General features: G+C 68.9%; 22 protein-coding genes and 1 pseudogene. 15 read left to right on the top strand and 8 right to left on the bottom strand.

The window, feature by feature from the left end:
• The first annotated feature begins 6 nt into the window (after positions 1 to 6).
• Entirely contained in the window at positions 7 to 879 is an 873-nt protein-coding gene (locus tag ACIRP2_RS29555; protein WP_404255521.1) for an undecaprenyl-diphosphate phosphatase, read from the top strand.
• A 332-nt stretch (positions 880 to 1,211) separates the two neighbouring features.
• On the opposite strand, the gene ACIRP2_RS29560 is transcribed toward ACIRP2_RS29555, so the two are convergent.
• Positions 1,212 to 1,460: a DUF6087 family protein gene (locus tag ACIRP2_RS29560; protein ID WP_404255523.1), complete on the bottom strand. Its 249-nt coding sequence runs from the start codon at positions 1,458 to 1,460 to the stop codon at positions 1,212 to 1,214.
• Between the two features lie 176 nt (positions 1,461 to 1,636).
• Between ACIRP2_RS29560 and ACIRP2_RS29565 the strand changes: the two are divergent.
• The 3 genes and pseudogenes from ACIRP2_RS29565 to ACIRP2_RS29575 form a co-directional block, all read left to right on the top strand.
• Positions 1,637 to 1,927, top strand: a pseudogene (locus ACIRP2_RS29565) (integrase core domain-containing protein); the annotation flags it as partial.
• Between the two features lie 17 nt (positions 1,928 to 1,944).
• On the top strand, positions 1,945 to 2,688 hold the full coding sequence (locus tag ACIRP2_RS29570) for an SIR2 family NAD-dependent protein deacylase (RefSeq protein ID WP_404255525.1): 744 nt from the start codon (positions 1,945 to 1,947) through the stop codon (positions 2,686 to 2,688).
• Positions 2,689 to 2,751: 63 nt separating this feature from the next.
• Positions 2,752 to 2,988: a hypothetical protein gene (locus ACIRP2_RS29575; RefSeq protein WP_404255527.1), complete on the top strand. Its 237-nt coding sequence runs from the start codon at positions 2,752 to 2,754 to the stop codon at positions 2,986 to 2,988.
• Positions 2,989 to 3,051: 63 nt separating this feature from the next.
• On the opposite strand, the gene ACIRP2_RS29580 is transcribed toward ACIRP2_RS29575, so the two are convergent.
• Entirely contained in the window at positions 3,052 to 3,753 is a 702-nt protein-coding gene (locus ACIRP2_RS29580; RefSeq protein WP_404255529.1) for an SDR family oxidoreductase, read from the bottom strand.
• A 55-nt stretch (positions 3,754 to 3,808) separates the two neighbouring features.
• On the opposite strand from ACIRP2_RS29580, the gene ACIRP2_RS29585 reads away from it, so the two are divergent.
• Positions 3,809 to 4,246 (top strand): MerR family transcriptional regulator, encoded by a 438-nt coding sequence (locus tag ACIRP2_RS29585; protein WP_404255531.1) that lies wholly within the window; start codon positions 3,809 to 3,811, stop codon positions 4,244 to 4,246.
• Between the two features lie 445 nt (positions 4,247 to 4,691).
• Here ACIRP2_RS29585 and ACIRP2_RS29590 read toward each other — a convergent pair whose 3' ends face one another.
• Positions 4,692 to 5,294 carry a fasciclin domain-containing protein gene (locus ACIRP2_RS29590; protein WP_404255533.1) on the bottom strand — a complete coding sequence of 201 codons (603 nt, stop codon included), beginning with the start codon at positions 5,292 to 5,294 and terminating at the stop codon, positions 4,692 to 4,694.
• A gap of 286 nt (positions 5,295 to 5,580) precedes the next feature.
• On the opposite strand from ACIRP2_RS29590, the gene ACIRP2_RS29595 reads away from it, so the two are divergent.
• Positions 5,581 to 6,399 carry an isocitrate lyase/phosphoenolpyruvate mutase family protein gene (locus tag ACIRP2_RS29595; protein WP_404255535.1) on the top strand — a complete coding sequence of 273 codons (819 nt, stop codon included), beginning with the start codon at positions 5,581 to 5,583 and terminating at the stop codon, positions 6,397 to 6,399.
• Between the two features lie 149 nt (positions 6,400 to 6,548).
• Here ACIRP2_RS29595 and ACIRP2_RS29600 read toward each other — a convergent pair whose 3' ends face one another.
• Positions 6,549 to 6,803, bottom strand: a complete 255-nt coding sequence (locus ACIRP2_RS29600) for a LapA family protein (protein WP_351085683.1) — start codon at positions 6,801 to 6,803, stop codon at positions 6,549 to 6,551.
• Between the two features lie 346 nt (positions 6,804 to 7,149).
• Here ACIRP2_RS29600 and ACIRP2_RS29605 point away from each other — a divergent pair, with 346 nt between their 5' ends.
• Complete coding sequence (locus ACIRP2_RS29605) at positions 7,150 to 8,421, top strand: FAD-dependent oxidoreductase (RefSeq protein ID WP_404255537.1); 1,272 nt, start codon at positions 7,150 to 7,152, stop codon at positions 8,419 to 8,421.
• A gap of 165 nt (positions 8,422 to 8,586) precedes the next feature.
• On the opposite strand, the gene ACIRP2_RS29610 is transcribed toward ACIRP2_RS29605, so the two are convergent.
• Positions 8,587 to 9,405, bottom strand: a complete 819-nt coding sequence (locus tag ACIRP2_RS29610) for a ribonuclease activity regulator RraA (RefSeq protein ID WP_404255539.1) — start codon at positions 9,403 to 9,405, stop codon at positions 8,587 to 8,589.
• Positions 9,406 to 9,480: 75 nt separating this feature from the next.
• Here ACIRP2_RS29610 and ACIRP2_RS29615 point away from each other — a divergent pair, with 75 nt between their 5' ends.
• The 6 genes from ACIRP2_RS29615 to ACIRP2_RS29640 all read left to right on the top strand — a co-directional run bounded on the left by ACIRP2_RS29615 (position 9,481) and on the right by ACIRP2_RS29640 (position 18,574).
• Positions 9,481 to 10,767: an alpha-L-fucosidase gene (locus ACIRP2_RS29615; protein WP_404255703.1), complete on the top strand. Its 1,287-nt coding sequence runs from the start codon at positions 9,481 to 9,483 to the stop codon at positions 10,765 to 10,767.
• Positions 10,768 to 10,771: 4 nt separating this feature from the next.
• Complete coding sequence (locus tag ACIRP2_RS29620; RefSeq protein ID WP_404255541.1) at positions 10,772 to 12,757, top strand: heparinase; 1,986 nt, start codon at positions 10,772 to 10,774, stop codon at positions 12,755 to 12,757.
• A gap of 654 nt (positions 12,758 to 13,411) precedes the next feature.
• Entirely contained in the window at positions 13,412 to 14,659 is a 1,248-nt protein-coding gene (locus ACIRP2_RS29625) for an ABC transporter substrate-binding protein (RefSeq protein WP_404255543.1), read from the top strand.
• A complete protein-coding gene (locus tag ACIRP2_RS29630) occupies positions 14,638 to 15,594 on the top strand; it encodes a carbohydrate ABC transporter permease (protein ID WP_404255545.1) in 957 nt (318 codons plus the stop codon). Before ACIRP2_RS29625 ends, ACIRP2_RS29630 begins: the two co-directional genes overlap by 22 nt.
• A gap of 9 nt (positions 15,595 to 15,603) precedes the next feature.
• Complete coding sequence (locus ACIRP2_RS29635; protein WP_404255547.1) at positions 15,604 to 16,515, top strand: carbohydrate ABC transporter permease; 912 nt, start codon at positions 15,604 to 15,606, stop codon at positions 16,513 to 16,515.
• A gap of 136 nt (positions 16,516 to 16,651) precedes the next feature.
• Entirely contained in the window at positions 16,652 to 18,574 is a 1,923-nt protein-coding gene (locus tag ACIRP2_RS29640; protein ID WP_404255549.1) for a right-handed parallel beta-helix repeat-containing protein, read from the top strand.
• A 200-nt stretch (positions 18,575 to 18,774) separates the two neighbouring features.
• Here ACIRP2_RS29640 and ACIRP2_RS29645 read toward each other — a convergent pair whose 3' ends face one another.
• The 3 genes from ACIRP2_RS29645 to ACIRP2_RS29655 form a co-directional block, all read right to left on the bottom strand.
• On the bottom strand, positions 18,775 to 19,512 hold the full coding sequence (locus tag ACIRP2_RS29645) for a GntR family transcriptional regulator (RefSeq protein WP_404255551.1): 738 nt from the start codon (positions 19,510 to 19,512) through the stop codon (positions 18,775 to 18,777).
• Between the two features lie 107 nt (positions 19,513 to 19,619).
• Positions 19,620 to 20,606: an acetylxylan esterase gene (locus ACIRP2_RS29650; protein WP_404255553.1), complete on the bottom strand. Its 987-nt coding sequence runs from the start codon at positions 20,604 to 20,606 to the stop codon at positions 19,620 to 19,622.
• Between the two features lie 99 nt (positions 20,607 to 20,705).
• Complete coding sequence (locus ACIRP2_RS29655; protein WP_404255555.1) at positions 20,706 to 21,527, bottom strand: amidohydrolase family protein; 822 nt, start codon at positions 21,525 to 21,527, stop codon at positions 20,706 to 20,708.
• Positions 21,528 to 21,688: 161 nt separating this feature from the next.
• Between ACIRP2_RS29655 and ACIRP2_RS29660 the strand changes: the two genes are divergently transcribed.
• Positions 21,689 to 23,590, top strand: a complete 1,902-nt coding sequence (locus tag ACIRP2_RS29660) for a hypothetical protein (protein WP_404255557.1) — start codon at positions 21,689 to 21,691, stop codon at positions 23,588 to 23,590.
• Positions 23,587 to 24,543 carry an aldo/keto reductase gene (locus tag ACIRP2_RS29665; protein WP_404255559.1) on the top strand — a complete coding sequence of 319 codons (957 nt, stop codon included), beginning with the start codon at positions 23,587 to 23,589 and terminating at the stop codon, positions 24,541 to 24,543. Before ACIRP2_RS29660 ends, ACIRP2_RS29665 begins: the two co-directional genes overlap by 4 nt.
• Positions 24,544 to 24,565: the final 22 nt, after the last annotated feature.

A 24,565-nucleotide genomic window follows, 5' to 3' on the forward strand; every position in this document is an offset into this window, starting at 1 on the left:
AGCCCCATGAGCTGGTTCGAATCGTTCGTCCTGGGCCTCGTTCAGGGACTGACCGAGTTCCTGCCGATCTCCTCCAGCGCGCATCTGCGACTCACCGCGGCGTTCGCCGGATGGCACGACCCGGGTGCGGCGTTCACCGCCATCACTCAGATCGGCACGGAGGCGGCAGTCCTCATCTACTTCCGCAAGGACATCGTCCGGATCGTCTCGGCCTGGTTCCGTTCGCTGGTCGACCGGTCGATGCGGAGCGACCACGACGCACAGATGGGCTGGCTGGTCATCGTCGGCTCGATCCCCATCGGCGTGCTCGGTGTGACGCTCAAGGACCAGATCGAGGGCCCGTTCCGGGATCTGCGACTGATCGCCACCACGCTGATCGTGATGGGCATCGTCCTGGGCTTCGCGGACCGTCTCGCCGCCCGCGACGAGGCGGGCGGCAGGCACCGGGCCAGCAAGGAGCGCAAGACGCTCAAGGAACTCGGGGTGAAGGACGGCCTGATCTTCGGTTTCTGCCAGGCGATGGCGCTGATTCCGGGTGTCTCCCGCTCCGGCGCCACCATCAGCGGTGGTCTGCTGATGGGCTACACCCGCGAGGCGGCGGCCCGCTACTCGTTCCTGCTGGCGATCCCGGCGGTGCTGGCCTCGGGGGTCTTCGAACTGAAGGACGCGGGCCAGGGACATGTGTCCTGGGGGCCGACCATCTTCGCCACACTGATCGCGTTCGGTGTCGGCTATGCCGTCATCGCCTGGTTCATGAAGTTCATCACGACCAAGAGCTTCATGCCGTTCGTCATCTACCGGGTCATTCTGGGCATTCTGCTCTTCGCCCTGATCGGCATGGGGGTCCTGAGCCCCCACGCCGGCGAATCCGCCGGGTGATCCACTCTCCACTTCTCTTCCGATCCAGCGCTTTCCAGCATCCCCGCGCATCCACGCGTCATGATCGTCTCCCACTCGTCTCCCAGCTTCCTCCCTCCCAGGAGGCAGAGAGACGGCAGCCCGGCCGTGTGCTATCGCAAGTCCGGGGAGCATGAGGAAAGGCCCGCACAGCTGAAACTGTGCGGGCCTTCTGGGTGTTGAGCGGGTCCGACCGGACCGGACAGTGTTCATGTGGTCGATGGCCCGGCCTCAGGTGGCACACGCCCGGGTCAGGGCCGTCAGAAGTCCTCGGTGGGCCTCCACGGCTCCGGAGCAGATGGCAGGGCACTGAATCACGGAAGGGAGACGCGCTCTGCCGTGTCCTGGGGGCCGGTCTCCCCCACGGCGGCTGCGTGGTCGTCAGCTGCACCAGAAGGAACCCACTGGTGGCCGTCCCACTCCAGTATCCCGCGCGCCGTATCCAGGTCGACGTGATCACCCCGCGCGGGGCCGTCACCGAGAGGGACAGCTCTGCGCGCGCCGGGCTCGGGCCGGTGGGCGTCCCGGCGTTCGGCCCATTCGTCCAACGGCTCGTCGCTCAAAGGGATCTCCTTCCCTCCTCCTGGCGCCGCCGGTCTGCCCACCCTTGGGCGAAGGGCGAGGGCGTGTGACGCCTGGTTGTTCTGTCTCGGAAGGTTGTGGACGGTGGAGGGCACCAGCCCGAGCAGGTGCCCTCCACCGTCCACCGCACCCTGACCCGCTACCGCCTGGCCCGCCTCGATCACACGCCTGGCGCGATGCCCTGGCAGAGGCCGGAATCACCCACAAGCGAACCCTGCCCTACCGGCCCCAGACCAACGGCAAAGTCGAACGCCTCAACCGCACCCTGCTCGACAAATGGGCCTACGCCCGCCCCTACCGCTCAGAACAGGAACGACGCGACGCCTTCCCACGATGGCCGCACACCTACAATCACCACCGCGGACACACTGCACTCGCAGGCAAGCCACCCGCCAGCCGCGTCCCCAACCTCACAGGGCAATACATCCAGCGCGAATCCAAGGCATAACTGAAGAAAGGCCACCGATGAGAACTGATGCCGTCGCCTCTGGCCGTAAACCCCGGCTCGCCGTCCTCACGGGGGCTGGTATCTCCGCCCCTTCAGGGCTGCCCGTCTACCGAGGCGACAACGGGCTGTGGGACCGCAACCCGGACATCGCGAAACTCACCACCGCATCCCGCTGGCACGGCAGAGCGCAGCAGGCATGGGAGCACTGGAACGAACTACGGCAAGCCTCATCCCTCGCCAGGCCCAATCCGGCACACGAAGCGTTGGCCGCTGCCGAAACCTGCTTCGACGTGCGCATCGCCACTCAAAACGTCGACGGACTCCACGCCAGGGCGGGATCCAGGCATGTCACCGACCTCCACGGCAGCGTGTTCCACACCCGCTGCTCGGCGCGGGCATGCCATGCCCGCCATGGCGCCTGGTTCGACGAAAGCCTCCACGAAAACGTGCCCACCTGCCCGCACTGCGGGCGCATCGCACGGCCCGACGTAGTCCTGTTCGGAGAGCGACTCCCGGCCAGGAAGATGCGCACCTCGATCGACGCTGCCCGTCACGCCGATGTATGGATCGCCATCGGCACGTCCGGGACAGTGTTTCCCGCAGCCGGGCTCATCGACCACTGCCGTCCCGGCACGCTCCGAGCACTCGTCAACACCCAACCGTGGGCCGACAACCCTTCGCCGTTTGAGCGGGAAGTGCTCGGCGACGCTGCCGTTGTTCTGCCCGATCTGCTCGGTGAACTCCACGATGCCGTCAGCTGACCAAGACGGTGTCGGAAACAGCGCCGGAAATCAGGGGGCGGAATCGCCAACGCAGGCGGTCAGTTGACGGTCCAGGACAGCAACGTCAACGACAACGTGGCGGGTGATGGTGGCGGGATCGTCAATCTCAGTGGCACCGTCAACCTGTTCCGCACCAACGTCAACAGCAACGAGGCCACAGACGGACTAGGCGCCGGCGGCATTCTCAGGACCGGCGGCACAGTCATCCTCAACAGCAGCCGCGTCCGCGGCAACGTGCCGACGAATTGCGCGGGCACGGTACCCGGCTGTACCGGTTGAAGCAATGCCGCGCCGGAGCCTCCCAGCTTCTGGCGCGGCACCGTCTTGCAGGGGTGGAGCGCGTCAGACCGGCTGGCCAATCGGACGGACCACCAGCGTGTTTACGTCTACTCCGGACGGCTGGCCAACCGCCCACACGATCGACTCAGCGACCTGCATGGCGGTCAGCATCGGCCTCTCCGGCCGCCCGCCCAGGTTGTCCCAGAAGTTGGTTTCCATACCTCCCGGCGCGACCAGTGTCACCCCCACGCCATGCCCTGTCAGCGCGCGGCGGGCGTTCTCGGCCAGGCCGGTCAGCGCCCACTTGGTCGCACCATAAAGGCTGCCGGGAGCATGGATGAAGCCTGCGACGCTGCCCACCAAGACGATCCGACCATGGGTCGCCTTCAGCGCCTTCACCGAGGCTCGCATGACGATGGCCGGTCCCAGAACGTTGGTCAGCACCATCTCCCGCCAATGAGAGGGATCGCCGTCGATGACGCTGTCCGACCTGGCGAAACCTGCGTTGGCGACGACTGCATCCAGCCGCCCGTACCTCTGGAGGGTGGCGTCCACTGCAGACTGCGTCGCCTCGGGGTCGGCGGCGTCGGCGACAAGGCCCAGCAGTCGATCAGGACTTCCACAGTTTTCGGTGAACCGGTCGAGCCGGAGGCGATCGCGTCCGGTAATGGCGACCCGGTGGCCGCGCTCGAGCAGCAAACGCGCGGTGGTCGCCCCGAGGCCTCCGGAGCCGCCGGTGATCAATGCGACAGGGGAACAGGTCATGGTTCCGGAGGCTAGATCCTAGAGTCGACTCCAGGGCAAGCCGTACGCTCGGGGCATGGCTCAAACGTCGTCCCTCACGATCGGCCAGGTTGCAGAACGCACTGGTCTCAGCGTGCATACCCTGCGCTTCTACGAAAAAGAAGGACTCTTCGCCTTGCCGGTTCGCCGCGTTCGTGGGAACCGCGTCTATGGAGAGAAAGATCTTGAGTGGCTCCACCTGTGCACCAGGCTCCGCGCGTCCGGCATGCCCTTACCCGCAATCCGCGAGTACGCGGCACTCGTGAGAGAGGGGCCCACGACCCTCCAAGCGCGGCTCGCCCTCCTGCACACCCACCAGCAACGGATAACCACCCAGATCGAGGAACTGTCCTCCTGCTCGGCGCTGATCTCCCACAAGGTAGCCCTGTACGAGGAACAAATTTCCGGAGGTGGCAACGATCCACTCTTGCCCAGTTCACTTCCACATCAAGGGGAGCCGTCGAGCCGCGAGTAGGCACCGGTGCGTATCTTGCGGCCCGCGTCACGAACGTCTCGTGTGCCTTGCCGGCGATGACCTTGGTGTCTGAGCACGTGCCGCCGTACCGGCCCGACGAAATCAGACCCGCCGGACGATCACCCACCCCCTGGGCCATGTCCTGTCCTGCCATGCCCTGCCCCTGTCAACTATGAGGTGACTAAACGGCATTGGTGTTGCCGGGAGAGGTATGCCGATACCAGCCGCTGGTATGGCGGGCAGCAGTGCGAGGCCGAAACGCGCGCGGGAGAGAGCTTCGGCCTCCCACCCCTCTCCTGTCCGACTGCCCCACGACCTCGACCTACAGAGTGCTTCATGAAGTTCATCGGCTGCCCCGAGTCGGGTGTACGGTCCCGCCTCCCTGGGAACGGGAGGCGGGACCGTACACCCGCTACGCCGATCGAAGCCCGAAGCAGAGCAGCTCCTAGGACGGAGGCATGAGCACCTCGTCAACGAGGTAGACGGTGGCGTTGGCCGTCTTGATGTCCCCGCAGACGATCTTGGCGGTGTCGTTGACCTTGAACGACGTGCCCGACCCGGAGGTCTTGAGCGTGGAGCCCTCCAGCGTCTTGAAGCTGCCGTGGGAAAGCTCGCTGGGGGTGATGGTCTTGTCCACGACGTGGTAGGTCAGGACCTTCTTGAGTCGCGGCTTGTCCTTGAGCAGGCTGGCGAGTTGCTTCGCGGAGATCTTGTCGAAGGCCGCGTTCGTGGGAGCGAAGACCGTGATGTGCTTCGCATCATTGAGCTTGGTGGTGAGGCCGGCGTCCTTCAACGCGAGTGCCAGCTTGGTCAGTTTCGGGTTGTTGGCCGCCGCCGTGGCCACGCGTTCCTTGGACATTCCGGCGGCACTTCCCTTGCCGCTGTGCGGCAGCGAGGAGCATTCCGGACCGAACGGGCTCGGTGTGCTGGAGGGGCTGGATGCTGCGTTGCCGGCGAACGCCTGGGGGGCGAACGCGCCGAGCGAGAGCGGGAGGGCCACCGCAGCGGTGATCGCCGCGGCGCTCGTGCGGATGCGATGTGACCTCATACCGATTCCTCTTCCCTCTAGGCGGAGGTCCGTGAGGTGTCGATGGCGACCCTCGTAGGACGAGGACTGTGGCCCTCCTGGCCGGGGTGTCATCTGCACCGCTCCGGCATGCCTCGTGGACCACCGCATCAAGCCTAGACACCATTCCGTGCGGGGCGCACCCCGAGAGCATTCGGCCGGTCGCACCGCGCGCCCAACACGCCCGGTTCCGCCTGCCCGGCTCAAGATCGACGTGATGTCGGATTCTCGCCAGAAGGTGGGCGGCGGTCGATGTTTGACTGCCTCCATGACCAACACGCGGCCGAACAACGCCCAGCTCTTCCGTTCCCTGCACACCCCGTCCGCACCCCTCGCGCTCGCCAATGCCTGGGATGTCGCCAGCGCGCGCGTCATCGAGGCCGCGGGCGCCCCCGCGATCGCCACGACCAGTGCCGGCGTCGCCTGGTCGCTGGGTTCTCCGGACGGCGACCGCCTTGCCCGCGACCGGGCGCTGAAGGCGATCGCGCGGATTGTCGCCGCCGTCACGGTTCCGGTCACCGCCGACATCGAGGGCGGGTACGGGAAGGACGCCGCCGACGTTGCCGAGACCGTCTCCGAAGTGCTCGCGGCGGGCGTCGTCGGCGTCAATGTCGAGGACGGCACCCGTCCTCCGGTCGAACTCGCGACACGGCTGGCCGCGGCCCGGGAGACCGCCGACCGGGCAGGTGCGGACCTGTTCCTCAACGCCCGCGTCGACACGTTTCTGTTCGGGCTCGGCGACCCGGACACCCGATTGGAGGAAACCCTGACCCGGGCACACATGTACGTCGATGCGGGCGCCGACGGCATCTTCGTCCCCGGCGTCACCGACGCCGCCACCATCTCGGCGTTGGCCGGGGGCATCTCCGTGCCGCTGAACGTCATGGCCGGTACCGGCGCCCCGACGGTCGCGGAGCTCGGCGCTCTCGGTGTGGCCCGCGTCAGTCTGGGCTCGGGCGTGGCGCAGGTCGCCTACGCTGCCGCCCGTCGCGCCGCGCAGGAGCTCTTCGCCACCGGCGACTACGGCTGCCTCGCCGACGGCATGACCTTCCCGGAACTCGACGCGCTCTTCTCCGATTCCCGCTGACCGGCCCACCGGCCGGCTTCTCCCCCCTGGAGGATGGCGAACTTCCCCCCGCGGAAAGGCCGATCGATGTGCTGAGCCGCAACCGTCCCGCCGGTGCGGCCACTCACCGGTCGTCGACGATCGTCCGGACGGAGCGTCGGTTCGGGGACTCAGCGCTTCGCACGGCGGTGGGCCAGGATCCCGCCCATGATCAACCCGACCAGCAGGGTGACCGTCAGGACCGCCCAGAGCGGCAGGGTGACCGTGGTGACCCACAACCGGATGCCGACCGATTCGGTGTTCACGGCGATGAACCAGATCGCGAGCCCCGCCAGCACCACGAGCCCGATGGTGCGTATCCGTACGTCGCGGCCCTTGACGGAGAGGGTCGGCGGGGCGTGCGGCCGAGAGGTTTTCTGTGCCATGGTCCCAGTATCAAGCGGTCCAGACGATTAGTCCTGACAAGTCGCATCCATCCTCTGCGCGGTGATGTCACGGACGCAGGCCCCAGGGGCCCGGGACCGGCAGGGCACAAAACTGGTCGGCTCGCACCCCGCGGCGCACCGCACGCGGTGTCCCCGGGCTGCCGGGCTGCCGGGCTGCCGGGCTGCCGGGCTGCCGACCCGGTGTCGTCGTCCGACGTCGTCGGTGGACGGACAGTACTGTCAAAGACAGTGGCTGCGGTTTCCGGCAGGCGGCCCTGACGACGAAGGATTCGGAGCCGATCGCCCCGTCACCGGCCGGGTGATGTCACCGGGAGGAGCGTTTGCCATGGAGCGGACCACCTGTTGTGTGGTGGGCGGTGGCCCCGCAGGCATGGTCCTCGCACTGTTGCTGGCACGGGCGGGAGTGGCCGTCACGGTCCTGGAGAAGCACGGCGACTTCCTGCGCGACTTCCGCGGGGACACCGTGCACCCGTCCACCCTGGCGCTGCTGGAGGACCTGGGACTGGCCGAGCGGTTCGGCCGGCTGCCGCAACGGCGCGTGCAGACGGTCCAGCTGCCGCTCGGCCCGGACCGTTCGCTGGTCACCGTCGGAGACATCGGCGCACTGCGGGGCAAGTACAACTACATTGCGATGGTGCCCCAGTGGGACCTGCTCGACCTCCTCGTGGACGAGGCCGGGCGTGAGCCGTCCTTCTCCCTGCGGATGAACACCGAGGCGACCGCCTTCCTGACGGAGCACGGCGAGGTTCCTGCCGGTCGAGCGGAGCCGAGAGCTCGGGGGCGGGTCACGGGGGTCCGGTACCGCACGTCCGACGGCCGTACGGGCGAGCTGCACGCCACCCTCACCGTGGCCTGCGACGGGCGCGACTCGCTGGCCAGATCGTTGCCCGAGCTGGGGCTGCGGGAGTTCGCCTGCCCGATGGATGCCTGGTGGTTCCGGCTGCCGCGGCGGGAGAACGACCCGCACGGGCTCGTGGGAGGCGTGGGAGACCGGTTCGTCAGCGCCCTGATCGACCGTGGGGACTACTGGCAGTGCGCCGCGCTGATCCCCAAGGGAACCGACGGCCGTCGCCGCGCCGCCGGCCTCGGCCGGTTCATGGACGAGTTCACGGCCGCCGTCCCCTGGCTCGCGGACCGGGTGCACACACTGGGGTCGTGGGACGACGTGAAGCTGCTCGACGTACGGCTCGACCGCCTCCGCCGCTGGCACCGTCCGGGACTGCTGTGCATCGGCGACGCGGCACACGCGATGTCACCGGTCTTCGGCATCGGTATCAACCTGGCCGTCGAGGACGCCGTGGCCGCCGCCCGCCATCTCGTCGAACCGTTGCGCGGGGGCGCGGTCGGCCTGCGGACCGTACGCCGCATCCAGCGCCGCCGCCTGCCGACCACCGTCGCGACGCAGGCCCTGCAGTGCTTCGCCCACCGGAACGTCGTCGCCCCGGTGCTCTCGGGCCGACCGGCGTTCGGCGACGCGAAGCGCGCCCGGCGGCTGAGCGAGCTCGTCACGCGCTCGCGGTGGCTGAACCGCGTGCCGGCGTACTTCCTCGCCTACGGCGCGCTGCGCGAACGCCCGCCGGCCGCGTCGGTGCGCTGAGTCGGGGCCGCCCGTGTGCCGCCCGGGGCGGGGACGGCACACGGTTGAGCGTGCGGGCACGGACCCGCTGGATGCGCGTACGGGTCCGCCCCTACGGGCAGTGCCGGTGCCGGGTGTCACGCCGGCCCGGCGGGACGGCGCCGCGGGTGGCCGCCGGCCCGTCGGCTACACGCTGCCGTCGGCGGTGCGGCTTGCCAGGTACTCGGAGAGACCCGCCCCGGTGAGCGGGTAGTAGTCGGACAGCCGCCCGCCCTCGTCGAGGCGCCGACGCGCGAACGCCTCGCGGTCCTGGTGCAGCAGCGAGTCCTCGGCCAGGGGGACGGCCTTCTCCTGCGGCACGACGACGGCCCCGTCCTCGTCGGCGACGATGAGGTCCCCTGGCGTCACCAACGCGCCGCCGACACCCACCGGCACGTTGAACGCCGACGGGAACAGCTCCGTCTGCGAGGCGTAGTGCGGGGTCACGCCGGTGCACCAGACGGGCACACCGAGCGCGCGGATCCGTGCCGCGTCCCGCACCCGCCCGTCCACCACGATGCCGGCACCGCCGCGCAGTTTGAAATAGCGCACCAGCATGTCGCCGAGACAGCCCGTGAAGTGGCTCGCGTACGCCGATACCACCAGCACGTCACCGGGCTGCACGGACTCCAGGACGCCCCACAGCGCCGTCTTGCGCTCGGCGTCCTCCTGGTCGGCGCCGGAGAAGACGTCCTCGCGCTGCGGGAGGAACTGCAGGGTCACGGCGCCGCCGGTGATCTTGACGTCCGGCTCGCGGTGCAACGGCACGGGACCGTCGATGAAGGTCCGCGTGATGCCCATCTGATGCAGCTTCGCGCAGGCCGTCGCCGCGCTCACGTCCGTGAGGGCCTCCACCATGCGCGCGGTCGGGCGCTTGAAGGACGCGGTGTGGACCGGCGCCCGCATCGAGTCGTAGGTCCGCGCCTCCCCCGTCGACGGCGCTCCTTGATCCCCATTCGGGTTCATTCACATGCCTCTCCGCGCGCTCCGTCGCACGCACCACCAGTGACATCATCGCCTATCGATGGTAGATAACAGCCGATCGATAAGGACTGTCAACCGCGACAGGAGAGTTCAGTGCCCACAGCATCCATCGGGTGGTTCGAGGCCGCGCGCTTCGGATTGTTCGTCCACTTCGGCCTGTACAGCCTCGCGGCCAGGCACGAGTGGGTGCGCAGCCGGGAGGCCATGTCGCAGGAGGATTACGACCGTTACCTGGAACGGTTCGACCCGGACCTGTTCGACGCGCGGAAGCTGGCGCGGGCGGCCCGGGAGGCCGGCATGCGCTACGCCGTGCTGACCGCCAAGCACCACGACGGCTTCTGCCTCTTCGACTCGTCGCTCACCGGCTACACCTCGGTACGCGCGACGGGCCGGGACCTGGTGGCCGAGTTCGCCGAGGCGATGCGCGCCGAGGGCCTGCACGTCGGCCTCTACTACTCCCTGCTCGACTGGCACCACCCGGACTTCACGGTCGACCGCTATCACCCGCTGCGCGGGACGCCGGCCGAGCAGGAGCCGCGGGACATGGAGCGCTACCGCACGTACCTCCGCGGCCAGGTAAGCGAATTGCTCACCGGCTACGGGCCGATCGACCTGCTCTTCTTCGACTTCACCTATCCCGACAAGGGACCGGCCGAGTGGGGCGCACAGGAGCTGATGGCCACGGTCCGCGAGTTGCAGCCGGACATTCTCGTCAACGACCGGCTCGGGATCCCGGGTGACTACGTGACACCCGAGCAGTACCAGCCCGACCGGCCGTTGGAGCGGGACGGCGCCCCGGTGATGTGGGAGGCCTGCCACACGCTCAACGGCTCGTGGGGCTACGACCGGGACAACCACGAGTACAAGGACCCCGCGATGCTGGTCAGGATGCTGGTGCAGTCCGTCGCGTGCGGGGGCAACATGCTCCTCAACGTCGGACCCACCGGCCGCGGCGCACTGGATCCGCGGGCCCGGGACACGCTGGCGGCCATCGCCGACTGGACGGCCCTGCACGAGCGGGCCGTGCGTGGTGCCGGACCGAGCACCTTCGAGGCACCCGCGAACGCCCTCTACACCCAGGCCGGACGCCGGTTGTATCTGCATCTGCTCGCGTGGCCGCTCAAGCAGATCCACCTGGCCGGTCTCGCCGGGCGGGTGCGCTACGCCCAACTGTTGCACGACGGTTCGGAGATCCGGTTCCAGCAGTTGGACGGCACGCAACACGAACACAACAATCTGACCCCGCCCGGCCAGGCGGCGGGCACGCTCACGCTGACCCTGCCGATCGCCCGGCCCGGTGTACTGCTTCCGGTGATCGAGCTCGAACTGCTCGGTGATGAGTGATCCCATGACCGGCCCCCTGCAGGAGCGGCTGGCTCCGCTGCTGGATCCGCGCGACGGCGGAAGACTTGAGAAGCTGCTGGCCGATCCCGCGCGGTGGACCGGTGTCCCCGATGTCACCTGCCGTTCCGCCTGGGACGCGGTGCCCGCCGCGGTGCGCGACGGGATACTGTCCGCCGCCGCGGAGGAACTGGCCCGCCCTGCCCCGCGTCTGCTCGCCTCCGCCTGGGCCCGTGCCTTCCGTGACGGCAGTCGCAGCGCGTACGAGGATCAGGCCTGGGCACTGCAGGAACGGGTGGGCCTGCTGGTGCTGGCCGCCGTCCTCACCGGCGAGGTGGCGGCCCCGTCCGCGGCGCCCGGGGACTGCCCGCATCTCGACGGCGCGGTCGACGGGCTGGTCGCGTTCGCCGAGGCGAGTACCTGGTGCTGGGCTCCGCACGAGCGCAACGCGGCCGCACGCGAAGAGGTGGTGCCCGATCCGGACGACCCGTTCCTCGATCTCGGAGCGGCCGAGGTCACGGCGCTCTTCGCCTGGGCGGACCACGTGCTGGGGCCCCACCTGGACCGACGCATGCCGGGACTGCGCCGTCGCCTGCGGCGCGAGGTGGACCGGCGGGTGCTCACCCCGTTCGAACGGAAACGGGACTGGCACTGGATCGGCGCCGACGGTACCGCGAACAACTGGAACCCTTGGATCCACAGCGCCGTGCTCGCCGCCGCGCTGCTGGTCTGCGACGACGACGGCCGGCGCGCCCGCCTGGTCCGGCTGGTCGTCCAAGGCCTGGACCACTACCTGGTCACACTGCCCGACGACGGCGGGATCGACGAGGGGATCGCCTACTGGTGGGTGGGCGCGTGCCGCCTGCTGGAGGTGCTGGATCTGCTCGCCGACGTCGGCGGCGCGGATCTCGACACCCGGGATCTTCCGTTGCTGCCGGAACTGCTGCGCTACCCGCAGCGCATGCATCTCGGCGCGGACCACTACGTCAACGTCGGCGATGCGCCCGCGCGGTTGTCCGGCGAGCAGCCCTGGCAGGTGCCGTTCCGGTGGGGTGAACGGCTCGGGCAACCCGAGACGTCCGCATACGCGGTGGCGGGCGCGCGGGAGTCGGGATGCGCCGCGCCGCCACGGGCCGGCCTCGGGCGCGCGCTGCTGGCGCTGGCGGACCGGCGGTGGTGCCGGGCCGTCGGCGAGGCCCCTCCGGTGGACAGCGCTCCCTGGCTGGCCCGCGAGTGCTGGCTTCCGCGGCTGCAGATCCTGGTGGCGCGGGAATCGGCGGCGCGTACGTCCGGGCTGGCGGTGGCGATGAAGGCAGGCCACAACGGTGAACACCACAACCATCTCGACGTCGGTTCGTACTGGGTGGTCGCGGACGGCCGGCCGCTGGTCGTGGACGTCGGCCGGCCCACATACACCGCCGCGACGTTCGGACCGGACCGCTATGCGGCCTGGCCGTTCCAGAGCGCCTGGCACAACGTGCCCGAGCCCGGCTGCGGGCAGCGAACCGGCGCGGACCACGCGGCCCACGACGTGTCCGTCCGACTCGACGCACACGTCAGCGCGTTGCACGCCGACCTGAGCGGTGCCTACCCGCACGGCCTGCTCACCCGCTGGGACCGGACACTGCGCCTGGTACGCGCCGACGGCGGCGAGCCGGCTCATGCGGTCGTCGAGGACCGGTGGCAGGGGGGTGCCGAACCGTTGAGGCTGCACCACGTCCTGGCCGGTGAGGTGGAGTGCGGCGAGGGGTGGGCCACCGTCACGGGCGCCGGGGGCGAAGGGCTGCGGATGCTCTGGGATCCGCATGTCGCCGTCGCCTCGGTCGAACGCCGGGTCCTGAACGATGCGCAGCTGAGACGGAGTTGGGGCGACCACCTCAGTCGGCTGACGCTGACGGTCCGACAGCCCGCCGCCGAGGGCCGGGTCGCCGTGCGGTGGCAACGAAACAGTGAAGAGAGGGTTGCCGCAGCACTCTTGAAACATTCGGGGTGACCCACATAGCATCAGTAATCGATAGACGATAGCGATGGGGGTGATGACCGATGCGACTCCTTCGGGGGTGGCGGGCTGTCGCCGCGCCACCGGACACGCCGCCGCGAGAGCGGCGGCCCGCACCGACGCGGCCCCCCGCCGCGTGCCGCTCACGAGGGACCACGGTGCGACCGACGCTTCGCCGCCGATCGCACTCACGCCCGTCCGGCGCCGCGCGACCCCCGGTCCGCGGAGGCCGGCATCTTCACCGAAAACGGGCAGGGCCGAATTCCTGACCCGGAAAGAACCACCGAAAACCCATAAGACGTTCTCGCCGCGTCGCCCGAGCAGGCGATCGCAGACGATCGGCGGGAACGGACGACCCCGTCCCGGAACGAGGCGGGGCACACATGCCTGGTATCACCAGAGCTCCAGGCATGGAAATCACCTTCGACATCTTTGATGTCGGAAATGCGTGGACGTCATATCGGGAATCACAATTTCCGACGAACCAGCACTTGATCTGCGGTTTCGTCAAACGGTGCGATATGCCGATTTCCGCGCCCCCGCCGTGCGGGGTCTCCGCTTTCTTTTACTTGTTGACCTCGCCGAAACGCCTGTGCTTCGATCTCGACAATCGATTATTCATTGACTAAGCAATGGAGCGTGTCCCGAATGAGAAAAGTGTGGCGCCGCGCCTGCGCACTCGCAGTGGCTCCGCTGGTGATGGCGTCGGCCGCCGCCTGCGGTGGCAACGACTCCGAAGATGCCGCGGGAAAGAAGACCCTCCGCGTCATCGTCAACATCACACCCAACCTGACCGAGAAGTACTGGTCCGGGCTCTTCGCCCGGTACGAAAAGAACCACCCCGATGTGAAGGTGAAGCTGGAGCTGACGGGCACGATCTCGGCGAACGCGAAACTGACCCAGGACCTGGCCGCGGGCGACCCGCCCGACATCGCACAGCAGATCTCGCTGACCGCGGAGAACGCCTCCCTGTTCACCGACCTGTCGGACCAGCCCTGGACGAACGACACCCCGCTGGTCGACCAGTACGCCATCGACGGCAAGCGGTACATGGTCGGCGTGGGCGAGCAGATCCAGTCCCTCGTCTTCTACAACAAGGCCGCCTTCACCAAGGCCGGCGTCGACGCGACGAAGATCCGGACCATGGATCAGTTCACCAGCGCGATGGGCAAGCTGAAGTCAGCCGGCTACAAGCCGCTGCAGACGGCCGGTCAGTGGGTGACGGGCGCGCAGTTCTCGATGATGGCCGATGCCGGAGTCCTCACCGAGGACCCGCAGTGGACGGTCAAGCGCAACCAGGGCAAGGGCTCCTTCGCCGACAGCGGCTACGTGCCCTACCTGAAGCACTACAAGAGCTGGATCGACTCGGGCTACCTGGAGAAGAGCGCCCTGGGCCTGACCTACGCGGACGGCCAGACGGCGTTCCTCAACGGCAAGTCCGCGATGTACATCATGGGCTCGTACTTCGTGCCCGCCGCGGACGCCGCGAAGAAGAGCGACGAGATCGGCGTGTTCAGCATGCCGACCGACGGCGCGTACCCCTCCGGCCAGTTCGGCAACATCTCCAACCCGTACGTCGTGGTCAACAAGTCGCGGCACAAGGCCGAGGCGACCGAGTTCGTCAAGTGGCTGGTCACCGACCGGGAGGCCATCAAGAGCCAGCTCGCCGCCGACGGCAATCTGCGGGGCGGCTTCAGCTACCCGATGTCCAGCCTCGGCACCGAGGTGCAGAAGGTCCTGGACAAGGCTCCCTCGGTGATCGTCAAGTCCGGTTCCAGCCAGCCGATCTCCGGCTTCAGCGACGAGCTCAACAAGCAGATCCAGTCCTTGTACACGGGCGCGTCCGCGAAGAACGCCGCGGCCGGATTGGACAAGTGGTGGAACTCGCAGAGCTGACACGGCGGGGGCGGTCCGGCACCGCCCCCGCCCGGGCGGGGCGTGACCTGGACCGCCGACGCGCGCGGTTCCGGGAGGCAGCCGTCTCCCTGGGCCTGATGGGACCTGCCGTGTTGCTCTACACGGTGATGACCGTCGTGCCCGTGGGCGTCGCGGTGTATCTCAGTCTGACGAACTGGGACGGGTTCTCCACGGCCGAGTTCATCGGCCTCGACAACTACCGGCACCTGTTCGACGACCCCAGCTCGACCGATTCCTGGTACGTGACCGCCCTCATCGCCGGCGCGGGCACCCTGCTCATGGTCGGTCTGGGACTGGTCTACGCACTGGTCCTCAAGGGTAGGTCGCGGTCCAACTCGTTCTTCCGCGCGGTGGCCTACTTCCCGCACGTGATCAGCGCGCTGATCCTCGGGTACCTGTGGGCTGCGATCCTCGGCACCAACGGCGCCATCAACAACACACTGGCCAAGTTCGGTGTCGAACCGATCGGGTTCCTCTTCGACGAGCAGTTCGCACTGATCACGCTGATCGGCGTGATCGTGTGGGCCGGGTTCGGGTTCAACGTCGTACTGTTCGTGGCCGCCCTGCAGACGGTGCCGGCCGAACTGCTGGAGGCTGCGGCGATCGACGGTGCCACCAAGCGCCAGACGAACCTGCGCGTGGTGATCCCGATGATCGCGCCCGTGGTGACCGTGGCCACCGTGCTGAACCTGGTGGGCCTGATCCGTGCCTACGACATCGTGGTGAGCCTCACCGGCGGTGGACCCGCCGGATCGACGCAGACGTTCACCTACCTCATTCTCGCCCGGTCCTTCGAGGGCACCAAGGTCGGCTACGCGACGGCGCAGGCAGTGTTCCTGATGGTCGTGTCCGCCGCGCTGGCACTGCTCGTGACGGCGCTGCGCAACCGACAAGATCAAGCTGCGACAGGTTAGGAGCCGGTGGTGGTGGTACTAGAGGCGGAGATCCGCGACAAGCACAAGCGGCTGCCGGATCCCGACGACGCTCCCCGCGGCGAGGCAGAGCGGGAGTCACGCTCGGTCGTGCGCTGGGTGATGCTCTCCCTGCTGTTCGTGATCATGATCGTGCCGGTCTACCTGCTCCTGGTGAACGCGTTCAAGTCGCAGGACGACATCCTCGACAACCCGTTCTCGCTGCCGCTGGGCGGTCTGACGCTGGAGCATCTGTCCGCCGCCGTCGACAGCCCCCAGTACAACGTCATAGGCGGCTACGGGTTCACACTGTTCCTCGTCGTGATCGTGGACGTGCTGTGCATCGTGCTCGCGGGACCGGCGGCCTACGCGATCGCGCGCAGTCTCAAACGGCGCACACAACTGGTGCTGCTGTACTTCCTGGCCGGCACCTTCATCCCCGGCGCGGCCGTGATCATCCCGGTGATCTACGTGCTCCGCGAGATCGGGCTCGCGAACACCGTGACCGGTCTGGTCGCGCACGACGTGGCGTCGACCCTCCCCGTGAGCATCTTCCTGTTCGTCGGCTTCATCCGCACCATCCCGGTGGACATCGACCACGCGGCGACGATCGACGGCGCGGGCAGGTACCGGACCTTCTGGACGATCATCTTCCCGCTGATGCGCCCGGCGGTCGTCACGGTGCTGATTCTCAACTCGATCGGGATCTGGAACGACTTCATCAGCCCGCAGATCCTGCTCAGCCCGTCCTCGGGGCACTACACGGTGACGACGGCGATCTACGCCGGGATCAGCCAGTACTCGACGGACCTGACGAAGGTGTTCCCCAACCTTCTGCTCGCGATCGCTCCCGTGATCATCTTCTTCATCTACATGCAGCGTCACATCATCAGCGGCCTCACGGTCGGTGCGGTGAAGGGCTGACCCGGGCGACCCCGTTCCCATCCATCCATCCATCCATCAGAGGAGAGAGGACATTGGAGTGCTGACACAACGGTTGTCACGGCCCCACCGGGGGCTGTGGCCTGCAGCCGCCGCCGTGCTGGCGTCCCTGTGCGTCGTGGCGTCCGCCGTCCCGGCCGGCGCCCATCCCCATCCGGCCGGAGCCAAGGACGGCCGTACCTATTACGTCGCACCGTGGGGACGGGACACGGCCGGTGGCCGCACGCTGCTGACGCCGTTCCGGAACATCCAGGAGTGCGCCGACACGGCGGCTCCCGGAGACACCTGCGTGATCGCGTCCGGCACGTACGAGGAGACGGTCGTGCCAGCCCGTTCGGGCACGGCGGAGAAGCCGATCACCTACCGCGCCGCCAAGGGCGCGAAGGTGACGCTGAGCGGCGCCACGCGGGTCCAGGGATGGTCGCCGGTCACCGGCGACGACGTCGCCGAGATCGGCAAGACCGACCCCTACGCACCGAACTCGGCGTTCAGCGAGGCCGTGGCGGCGGGCCGGGTCTACAGCACGAACGTCGACCTCGGATCCGACGTGACCACCGTGCAGGTCTTCACGGACAAGAAGATGGGCATCGAGGCCCAGTGGCCCTACCCCGGCCTCGACCTGCTCGACCCGGAGCTCCAGTACGCCGGTGCGGGCAGTGCGGACGCCACGATCGCCGACGCGGATCTGACCCGCCCGGCGGGCTACTGGAAGGGGGCACGTGCGCTGACGAGCTACTGGTACGTGTCCGCCACGACCACCGTGAAGAGCTCCGGCGTCGGATCGGTGGAACTGGACGCGGCGCCTCCGTGCGTCCACAAGGTCGTGCCGAAGGACACCCGTTACTCGCTCTCCGGCAAGATCGGGGAGCTCTCGAACCCCGGCGAGTGGTTCTACGACCCGGACGCGAAGCGGCTGTACGTGTACAGCACGGACGATCCCGCTCTGCATCGGATCGAGGCGAGGACCAGGCCGCTGGCGTTCGACCTGACGAACACCAGCCACACCGCGGTCGAGGGCATCGACCTGTTCGCCTCGACGATCAGGACCGGCCCGTCCAGCACGAACGTGACCCTGGACGGCATCACCGGCACGTACCTGTCGCACTACACCGACATCACCCGCGGCACCACCGACTGCGGCAGCTCCGTGACCCGCGGTGTCGGTGACACCGGCATCGTGATCGACGGAACGCACAACAAGATCGTCAACAGCGATCTGTCGCTGAGCGCCGGCAACGGGATCGCGCTGCGCGGGCAGAACAACACCGCCACGGACAACGTGATCCACGATGTCGACTACCTGGGCACGTACGCTGCCGGCATCGCCGTGCAGGGCAACAGCCAGACGGTCATGCACAACACCATCTACCGGGTCGGCCGCAGCGGGATCAACCTGCAGTGGGGCACCACCGAGGGCCTCGCACCGGGGCCGGACCGGATCGCCCACAACGACATCTCCCAGTACGCCCGGCTGAGCCTCGACACCGCGGGGATCTACACCTGCTGCAGCGCCGACATGATGGGGTCGTCGATCGACCACAACCTGTTGCACGACGGCACACCCACCCCTGGCGTCACTCCGTTCGCGGTGGCCGGTGTCTACGCGGACAACGGGCAGAGCAACCTCGTGATCGCGAACAACGTGGGCTGGAACAATCTTGAGGGGACGGTGATGCTGAACGGCCTCGGCACCGGATCGCACGACAACCTCGTGTCCAACAACACCGGCGGCATGACGTTGTTCTACGTCAAGGAACCGGGTCAGTCCACCGGTACCAGGATCTACAACAACATCGGTGCCATCCGGGGTCTGGCCGGTGCCACCGACGGCGGACTGGTGCTGTCGAACAACCTGCCCGCGGAGACGGATCCGCTGTTCGTCGACGCGGGGCAGCGCGACTACCGGCTGTCCGAGGGTTCCCCCGCGCGCAGCCAGGCGATACCGCTGCCGGGCATCAACGACGGGTCGACCGACGCGACCCCGAGCCTCGGCGCCTACCAGTACGGTGCGCCGAAGTGGACGGCAGGCGCCCGCCGGTAGCAACCGATCGGCAAGAAGCGGGGCCCGAGCCGATGTCCGGCTCGGGCCCTTCGCGCTCGCCCGTTCCTCCCCCGGGCCACCGGCCTTCGCCGGCCGGGCATCGGCCCCGGGCCCACCGGGGAGACGCTGAACGGGCCGGGACGCCGAACGCGGCGGGGGTGTGTGCCCACGCACACGCGCCCCGCCCGACACGAGAGGTCCTAGTGGTTCTTCCCGGCCGCGGAAGCCTTTCGCGGCTTCCTCGTCGCACGTGCGTCGGGCACCGGTCCGCGCCCGGCCGCATGGTCGGCGAACGCGGCGGCCGCCACGTCGGCGTCGCCGGCACGCAGCAGGCTCACGAGGCGGCCGTGCTCGTCGGCCATCGCGTGCCGGTCGCCCTCGAAGAGGGGGTCGGAAATGGCGCGCAGCGCACGCAGACTCGGCTCGATGACCTCCCACATCCGGGCCAGGAACGGGTTGCCGGCGATCTGCGCGACCAGGGTGTGGAACTCGATGTCGACGTCGCGGAACCGGCTGACGTCGTTGGCGGCAACTGCGTCGTGCATCTGCTCCACGAGCGCGTCGAGCTCACTCAGGTGTTCCTCGGTGATGCGCCCGGTGGCGAGTTGAGCCGCCAACCGCTCCAGCGGCTCCCGCACCTGGCGGGCGTACTCCGCGTCCTGCGAGGAGATCTCGATCACGAAGTGGCCACGGCGCGGGACGTGCATCAGCAGCCCCTCACGGGCCAGTTGCTTGACCGCCTCACGCACAGGAGCCTGGCTCACCCCGAGGCGCCGCGCGATTTCCGATTCGACCACCCGGTCGTTCGGTGCGAGGTCGCCCTCCACAATGGCCTTGCGGAGCAACTCGTACACCTGGTCGGAGATCAGGGTTTTGCGGAAGCGGTCCTTGTTGGTGGCCAGCGTGGAGACAAATCCAGCCGACGCATTCGATGCCATGAATTCCCAATCCTGCGATGGGGGGAGAGCCGGTTGTGCCATGATACGCGCTCATCGTCTATCGATGGCGAGATCCCATGACGCGGTCCCATGGGTCGTAAGGATTCTCATCCCGCGGTTCCCAGCTGTTTCGCCAGCCATTCCAGTTTGACGACCTCGTGCGCGGGTCCGCCACCCTCGTGATCGTTGAACGGATACACGCTGATCTGCTTGTCCGCCTGGTCGACCCGGCGCTGCGAACCGTAGTGGTTGAACGCGGCGTACACGGTCGAGGGCGGGCAGATGTGATCCATCAGCCCGACCGAGAACAGGGTCGGCGCGTTCGCCCTGCGGGCCAGCGTGACACCGTCGAAGTAGGACATCGTGCGCGCCACCGTGGCCGCGTGCTCCCGGTGCAGCTTCACGAACCGCGAGACCTCGACATAGGGCTGGTGGTCGGTGATCGTGGTGGCGCGCGGGAAATGGCACAGGAACGGCACATCCGGCATGACGGCGACGAGATCCGGGACGAGCCCCGCCGCGGCCAGCGCGATCCCGCCGCCCTGGCTGGTGCCGGTGACCACGACGCGCGCCGGATCGACGGCCGGATGCGTGCGGACCGCCTCGACGGCACGCACCGCGTCGGTGAACAGGCGGCGGTAGTAGTAGCGCTGCGGATCGAGGACGCCGCGGGTGAGGAAGCCGGCTGCCGCCATGTCGCCGGAGGCGGGGTCCGGATCGGGGGTCTCGGCACCCTGGCCCCGGGTGTCCATGATGAAGTGCGCGTACCCCGCGCACGCCCACAGCCGCTTCTCGTGCGGGGCGCCGCGACCACTTCCGTAGCCCAGGTACTCCACGACGGCCGGCAGCGGCCCGGTGCGGGTGACGGGCAGTTGCAGCCAGCCGCGGACCGGATGCCCACCGTAGCCCGCGAAGGTCACGTCGAAGGTGTCGATCGTGGCCAGTCCGTTGTGCACCGGCTCGAACGTCGCGGCGAGCTCGAAGTCCCCCTGCTGTGCGAGGGTCTTGCGCCAGAACTCGTCGAAGTCCGCCGGCTCGGCCAGGGTGGGGCGATATCTCTCCAGCTCGTCCTGGGGCAGGTCGAAGAAAGCCATCTCGGGTCTCCGCGGAGGTCGGGGCCGGCTCGGCCGGAAGAAGGCGACCGCTTATCGCCTATCGATGATCCGAATCGAAGCAGGGCACTCTCAGCACTGTCAACCACACAGTCCGTACACGCGTTCGGCGGTGGTGTGCAGTACACGCTTCTGCTGACCGGCGGGGAGATGGGCCAGTCCGAGCCGCGCCACCGCCAGCGAGTCGGCCCGGGAGCCCCGGGGCAGGCAGATCGGCCAGTCGGAGCCGATGAGGCAGCGGTCGGGCCCGAAGGCGTCGACCACGTGCCGCACCAGACGCGCCACCCGGTCGGCCGGGACGCCGTGCTGCTGGGTGAGCAGGCCGGAGATCTTCACGACCACGTCAGGTGTCCTGGCCGCACGCTCGACGTCCCGGTACCAATCCCCCGGATCCGCCCTGAGGTTCGGGGGGTTGCCGAGATGGTCGACGACCACGGTCAGCCCTGGATGCCGGACGGCCACGTCCGCAGCGGCCGACACGGCGCCGGTGCCGAGGTTGAGTTCGAGCGCCACACCCGCCTCGGCCAGCACCGGGACGAGCGCGCGGGCCGACGCCGGCGTGTCGGCCCAGGCCGGTCCGCCCAGACGCATCCCGTTGGGCCGTGTGTCGCCCAGGCCGCCCAGGAGACCCCGGAAGCGATCCGGGCCGGCTTCCCCGTGGACGTGCAGGTTGGCCACGTATCCGGTGACCAGATCAGGCCGGCGCAGACGCAGGTCACGCAGGGCGAGCGTCTCGCCGGTGTCGCCGCGGGACGCCTCGACCAGGACGGTTCCGGTCAGACCGAGGCCGGCGCCCGCGTCCTCCAGATCCTCGGACGAGAACGACCGGTGGTGCACGGAATCCGGACGGATCCAGGGGAATCCCTCCCCCGGGTTCCACAGATGGGCATGGCAGTCGATCACGGACGGCTTCCTTCCCGGAGGCGTTGCCGAGTATTGACACGTCAGCCCCCGCCGGTGAGTCTAGCCATCGGTAATCGATGGGCGATTGTGAGGGGCCGGGTGTTCTTGATGCTCATAACCGGGCGAATCGGCGGCACGTCCGCAGCAGGAGTGGCGCACCGATGACGACCACCGCCGACGCCGCGCACGTGCCGCATGTGCGTGCGACCCGCCGCGTCACCGACGTTCCCCGGTGGGCCGCGCTCGAACGGGAACTGTTCGCCGTCCAGGACAAGGCGTGGCGCGTCTTCGCCGACCGCTACACCGAACACGACGGCCGCCTCGTCTTCCGCGGTGCACTGGGAGAGGGGCTCGACGGCCGCGACGGCGTGGACGACTTCTACGAGCCGTTCTTCAACTGGCCCACGCTCTATCTGCTGGGCGGCAGTGCGGATCTGCTGACCGCGGCGCGACGGCACTGGCACGGGGTCTCCGAGCAGCTCACGGAGATGGGCATGCTGGAGAGCGGCCTGGAGCGCGGCTACGACTGGTTCCACCAGGGCGAGGGGCTGTTGCTCTTCTACGGCCTGTGCCTCGCCGACCCCGGCGACGCACAACTGCGTGAACTGGCCGGCCGCTTCGCCGACTTCTACCTGCCGGGCGGTCCCAACTACGACGCCGAGCACCGCGTGATCCGTGCCCCGCACAACGGCTCCGCCGGCCCGCGCTGGGGCTTCAGCGACCACGACACGTACTTTCCGTGGAGTCTCGCCCTGCGCCCCTACGGGCTGCCGCTCGACGGGATCGACGACGTCACGTCCTTCGACGAGCTGGCCGCCTCCCCCGAGCGCGCTCGCGCCTACGGCCGGGCGATGTGGGACCGGATGGGCCGCGGCGACACCCTCGTGAACCTGGCCGCGACGGGGCTCGCCACCAACGCGTACCTGCTCGGCGGGGACCGGCGCTACGCGGACTGGGTGGCCGAGTACGTCGGCGCGTGGCGGGAGCGGCTCGCCGGGCACGACGTCGTGCCCGACAACGCCGGGCTGCACGGTGAGGTGGGCGAGTATCTGGACGGCCGGTGGTACGGCGGCCACTACGGCTGGTCGTGGCCGCACGGGCTCTCTCCGGTCGGGAGCGCCACCCTCGTCGGAGCGTCCAACGCGACGCTGCTGACCGGCGACCGGTCCTTCCTCGACCTGGCCCGCAACCCGCTGGACGCGGTGCTGCGCCGGGCCGAGCACCGGAGCGCCGACGAGATGGGGACCCTGGGCGAGCGCTGGGAGCCGCATCTGCGGGCGATGACCGACGAGCGCACGCTCATGGTGCCCCAGCGGCACAACGATTCCGGCTGGTTCGACTTCACGATCATGCCCGGTCAACTTCCCCTGTCGCTCTGGCACTTCAGCCGCGAGGCGGTGGATCAGGAGCGCATCGAGCAGCTGCGGGCCGGATCGAACTGGGACTGGACGGCGGTGCACACCCAGCGCATCAAGGACGAGGCCGGACACGAGGAGCCGTGGTACGAGTTCCTCCAGGGCCGCAATCCGGACTTCCCCGAGCGGATGCTGCTCAGCGCCATGGCCTCCTGCGCCGCACGGATGGAGGCCATCGGGAACGACCCGGTGGATCCGGCCGTGGGCCCCGATGCCCTGGACATCCATCACTGGCAGCATCTCAATCCCGTGGTCACCGAGGCCCTGCTGCAACTCACCACCGGATCGCCGCAGGTGCTCTACAACGGCGGCCTGGCCCAGCTGCATCTGCGCTACCACGACGCCCTCGACCCACGGCCCGGACTGCCCCCGGACGTCGCGGCGCTCGTGTCCGACATCCGGCCGGACCACACCGTGGTGGAGCTGGTCAACCTCGGCGGCGTCGATCGCTCGGTGATCGTGCAGGCGGGTTCGTTCGCGGAACACCTCGTGCACACCGTCCGCGTCGACGACGGACCGGCACAGGATGTCGATGGACCGTACTTCCGGGTGGAGCTGCCCGGAGCCACGCGGGTACGGCTGACGCTGACGATGGCGTTGCACGCCGGCCGGCCGACGTACCGGTCCCCGTGGGAGGTGACTCGATGACCGGCGCGTCGGCGCACGGCGCGCCTTCCCGGCTGTCCTTCGACCTGCCCCGGCTCGGGATCGGCACGGCCCCGCTGGGCGGGTTGTTCCAGGAGGTGTCGGAACAGGACGCGGCCGCGACTCTGGAGGCCGCGGCCGCGGCCGGCATCACCTACTTCGACACCGCACCGCGCTACGGGCACGGGCAGGCCGAGGACCGTCTCGGTCGGCTGCTGGCCCCGGCGGGGATCGCCGAGCCGGTGATCTCCACGAAGACGGGGTGGCTGCTGCGGCCCGAGCCGGACGGCTCGCCGGGCACCGTGGTGACCGACTGGACGGAGCGGGGGATCCGCGCGTCACTGGAGTCGAGTCTGGCGCGGCTGCGGCGGCAGTCGGTCGACATCCTCTATCTGCACGACCCGGACGACTACCCGGACGAGATCCGGCGTACCGCCTACCCGGCGGTGCGCCGCCTCAAGGACGAGGGGCTGGTCCGGGCGATCGGGTTCGGGATGAACCATGGCGAGCGCCTCGCCGCGTACGTGGCGGAGTTCGAGGTGGACGTCGTCCTCGTCGCCGGCCGGTTCTCCCTGCTCGACCACGAGGCGTTGACGACCCTGCTGCCACTGTGTGCGAAGACCGGCACCGCCGTGGTCGTGGGCGGGGTCTTCAACACCGGTCTGCTCGCCGACCCGTCGCACGACGCCATGTTCAACTACCGGCCGGTGCCGGCGGAGGCGCTGGCTCGCGCCCGGCGGTGCCGCGAGATCTGCGCCGAGTTCGGGGTTCCGCTCGCCGCGGCCGCGATCCGGTTCCCGTATCTGCATCCCGCCGTCACGTCGGTCGTGGTCGGCTGCCGTTCGGCTGCCGAGGTGACGGCGAACGCCGCCGCATCCCGGTTCCCGATCCCGGACCGGCTGTGGCAACGGCTCGCCGAGGAGGGTTTCGTGCCTCCGCAGTTGCTGGCCGATTAGCCCGGACGAGCTCGGCCCGGCC

It is taken from the genome of Streptomyces sp. NPDC101194 (genome assembly GCF_044767885.1).
GTDB lineage: Bacteria > Actinomycetota > Actinomycetes > Streptomycetales > Streptomycetaceae > Streptomyces.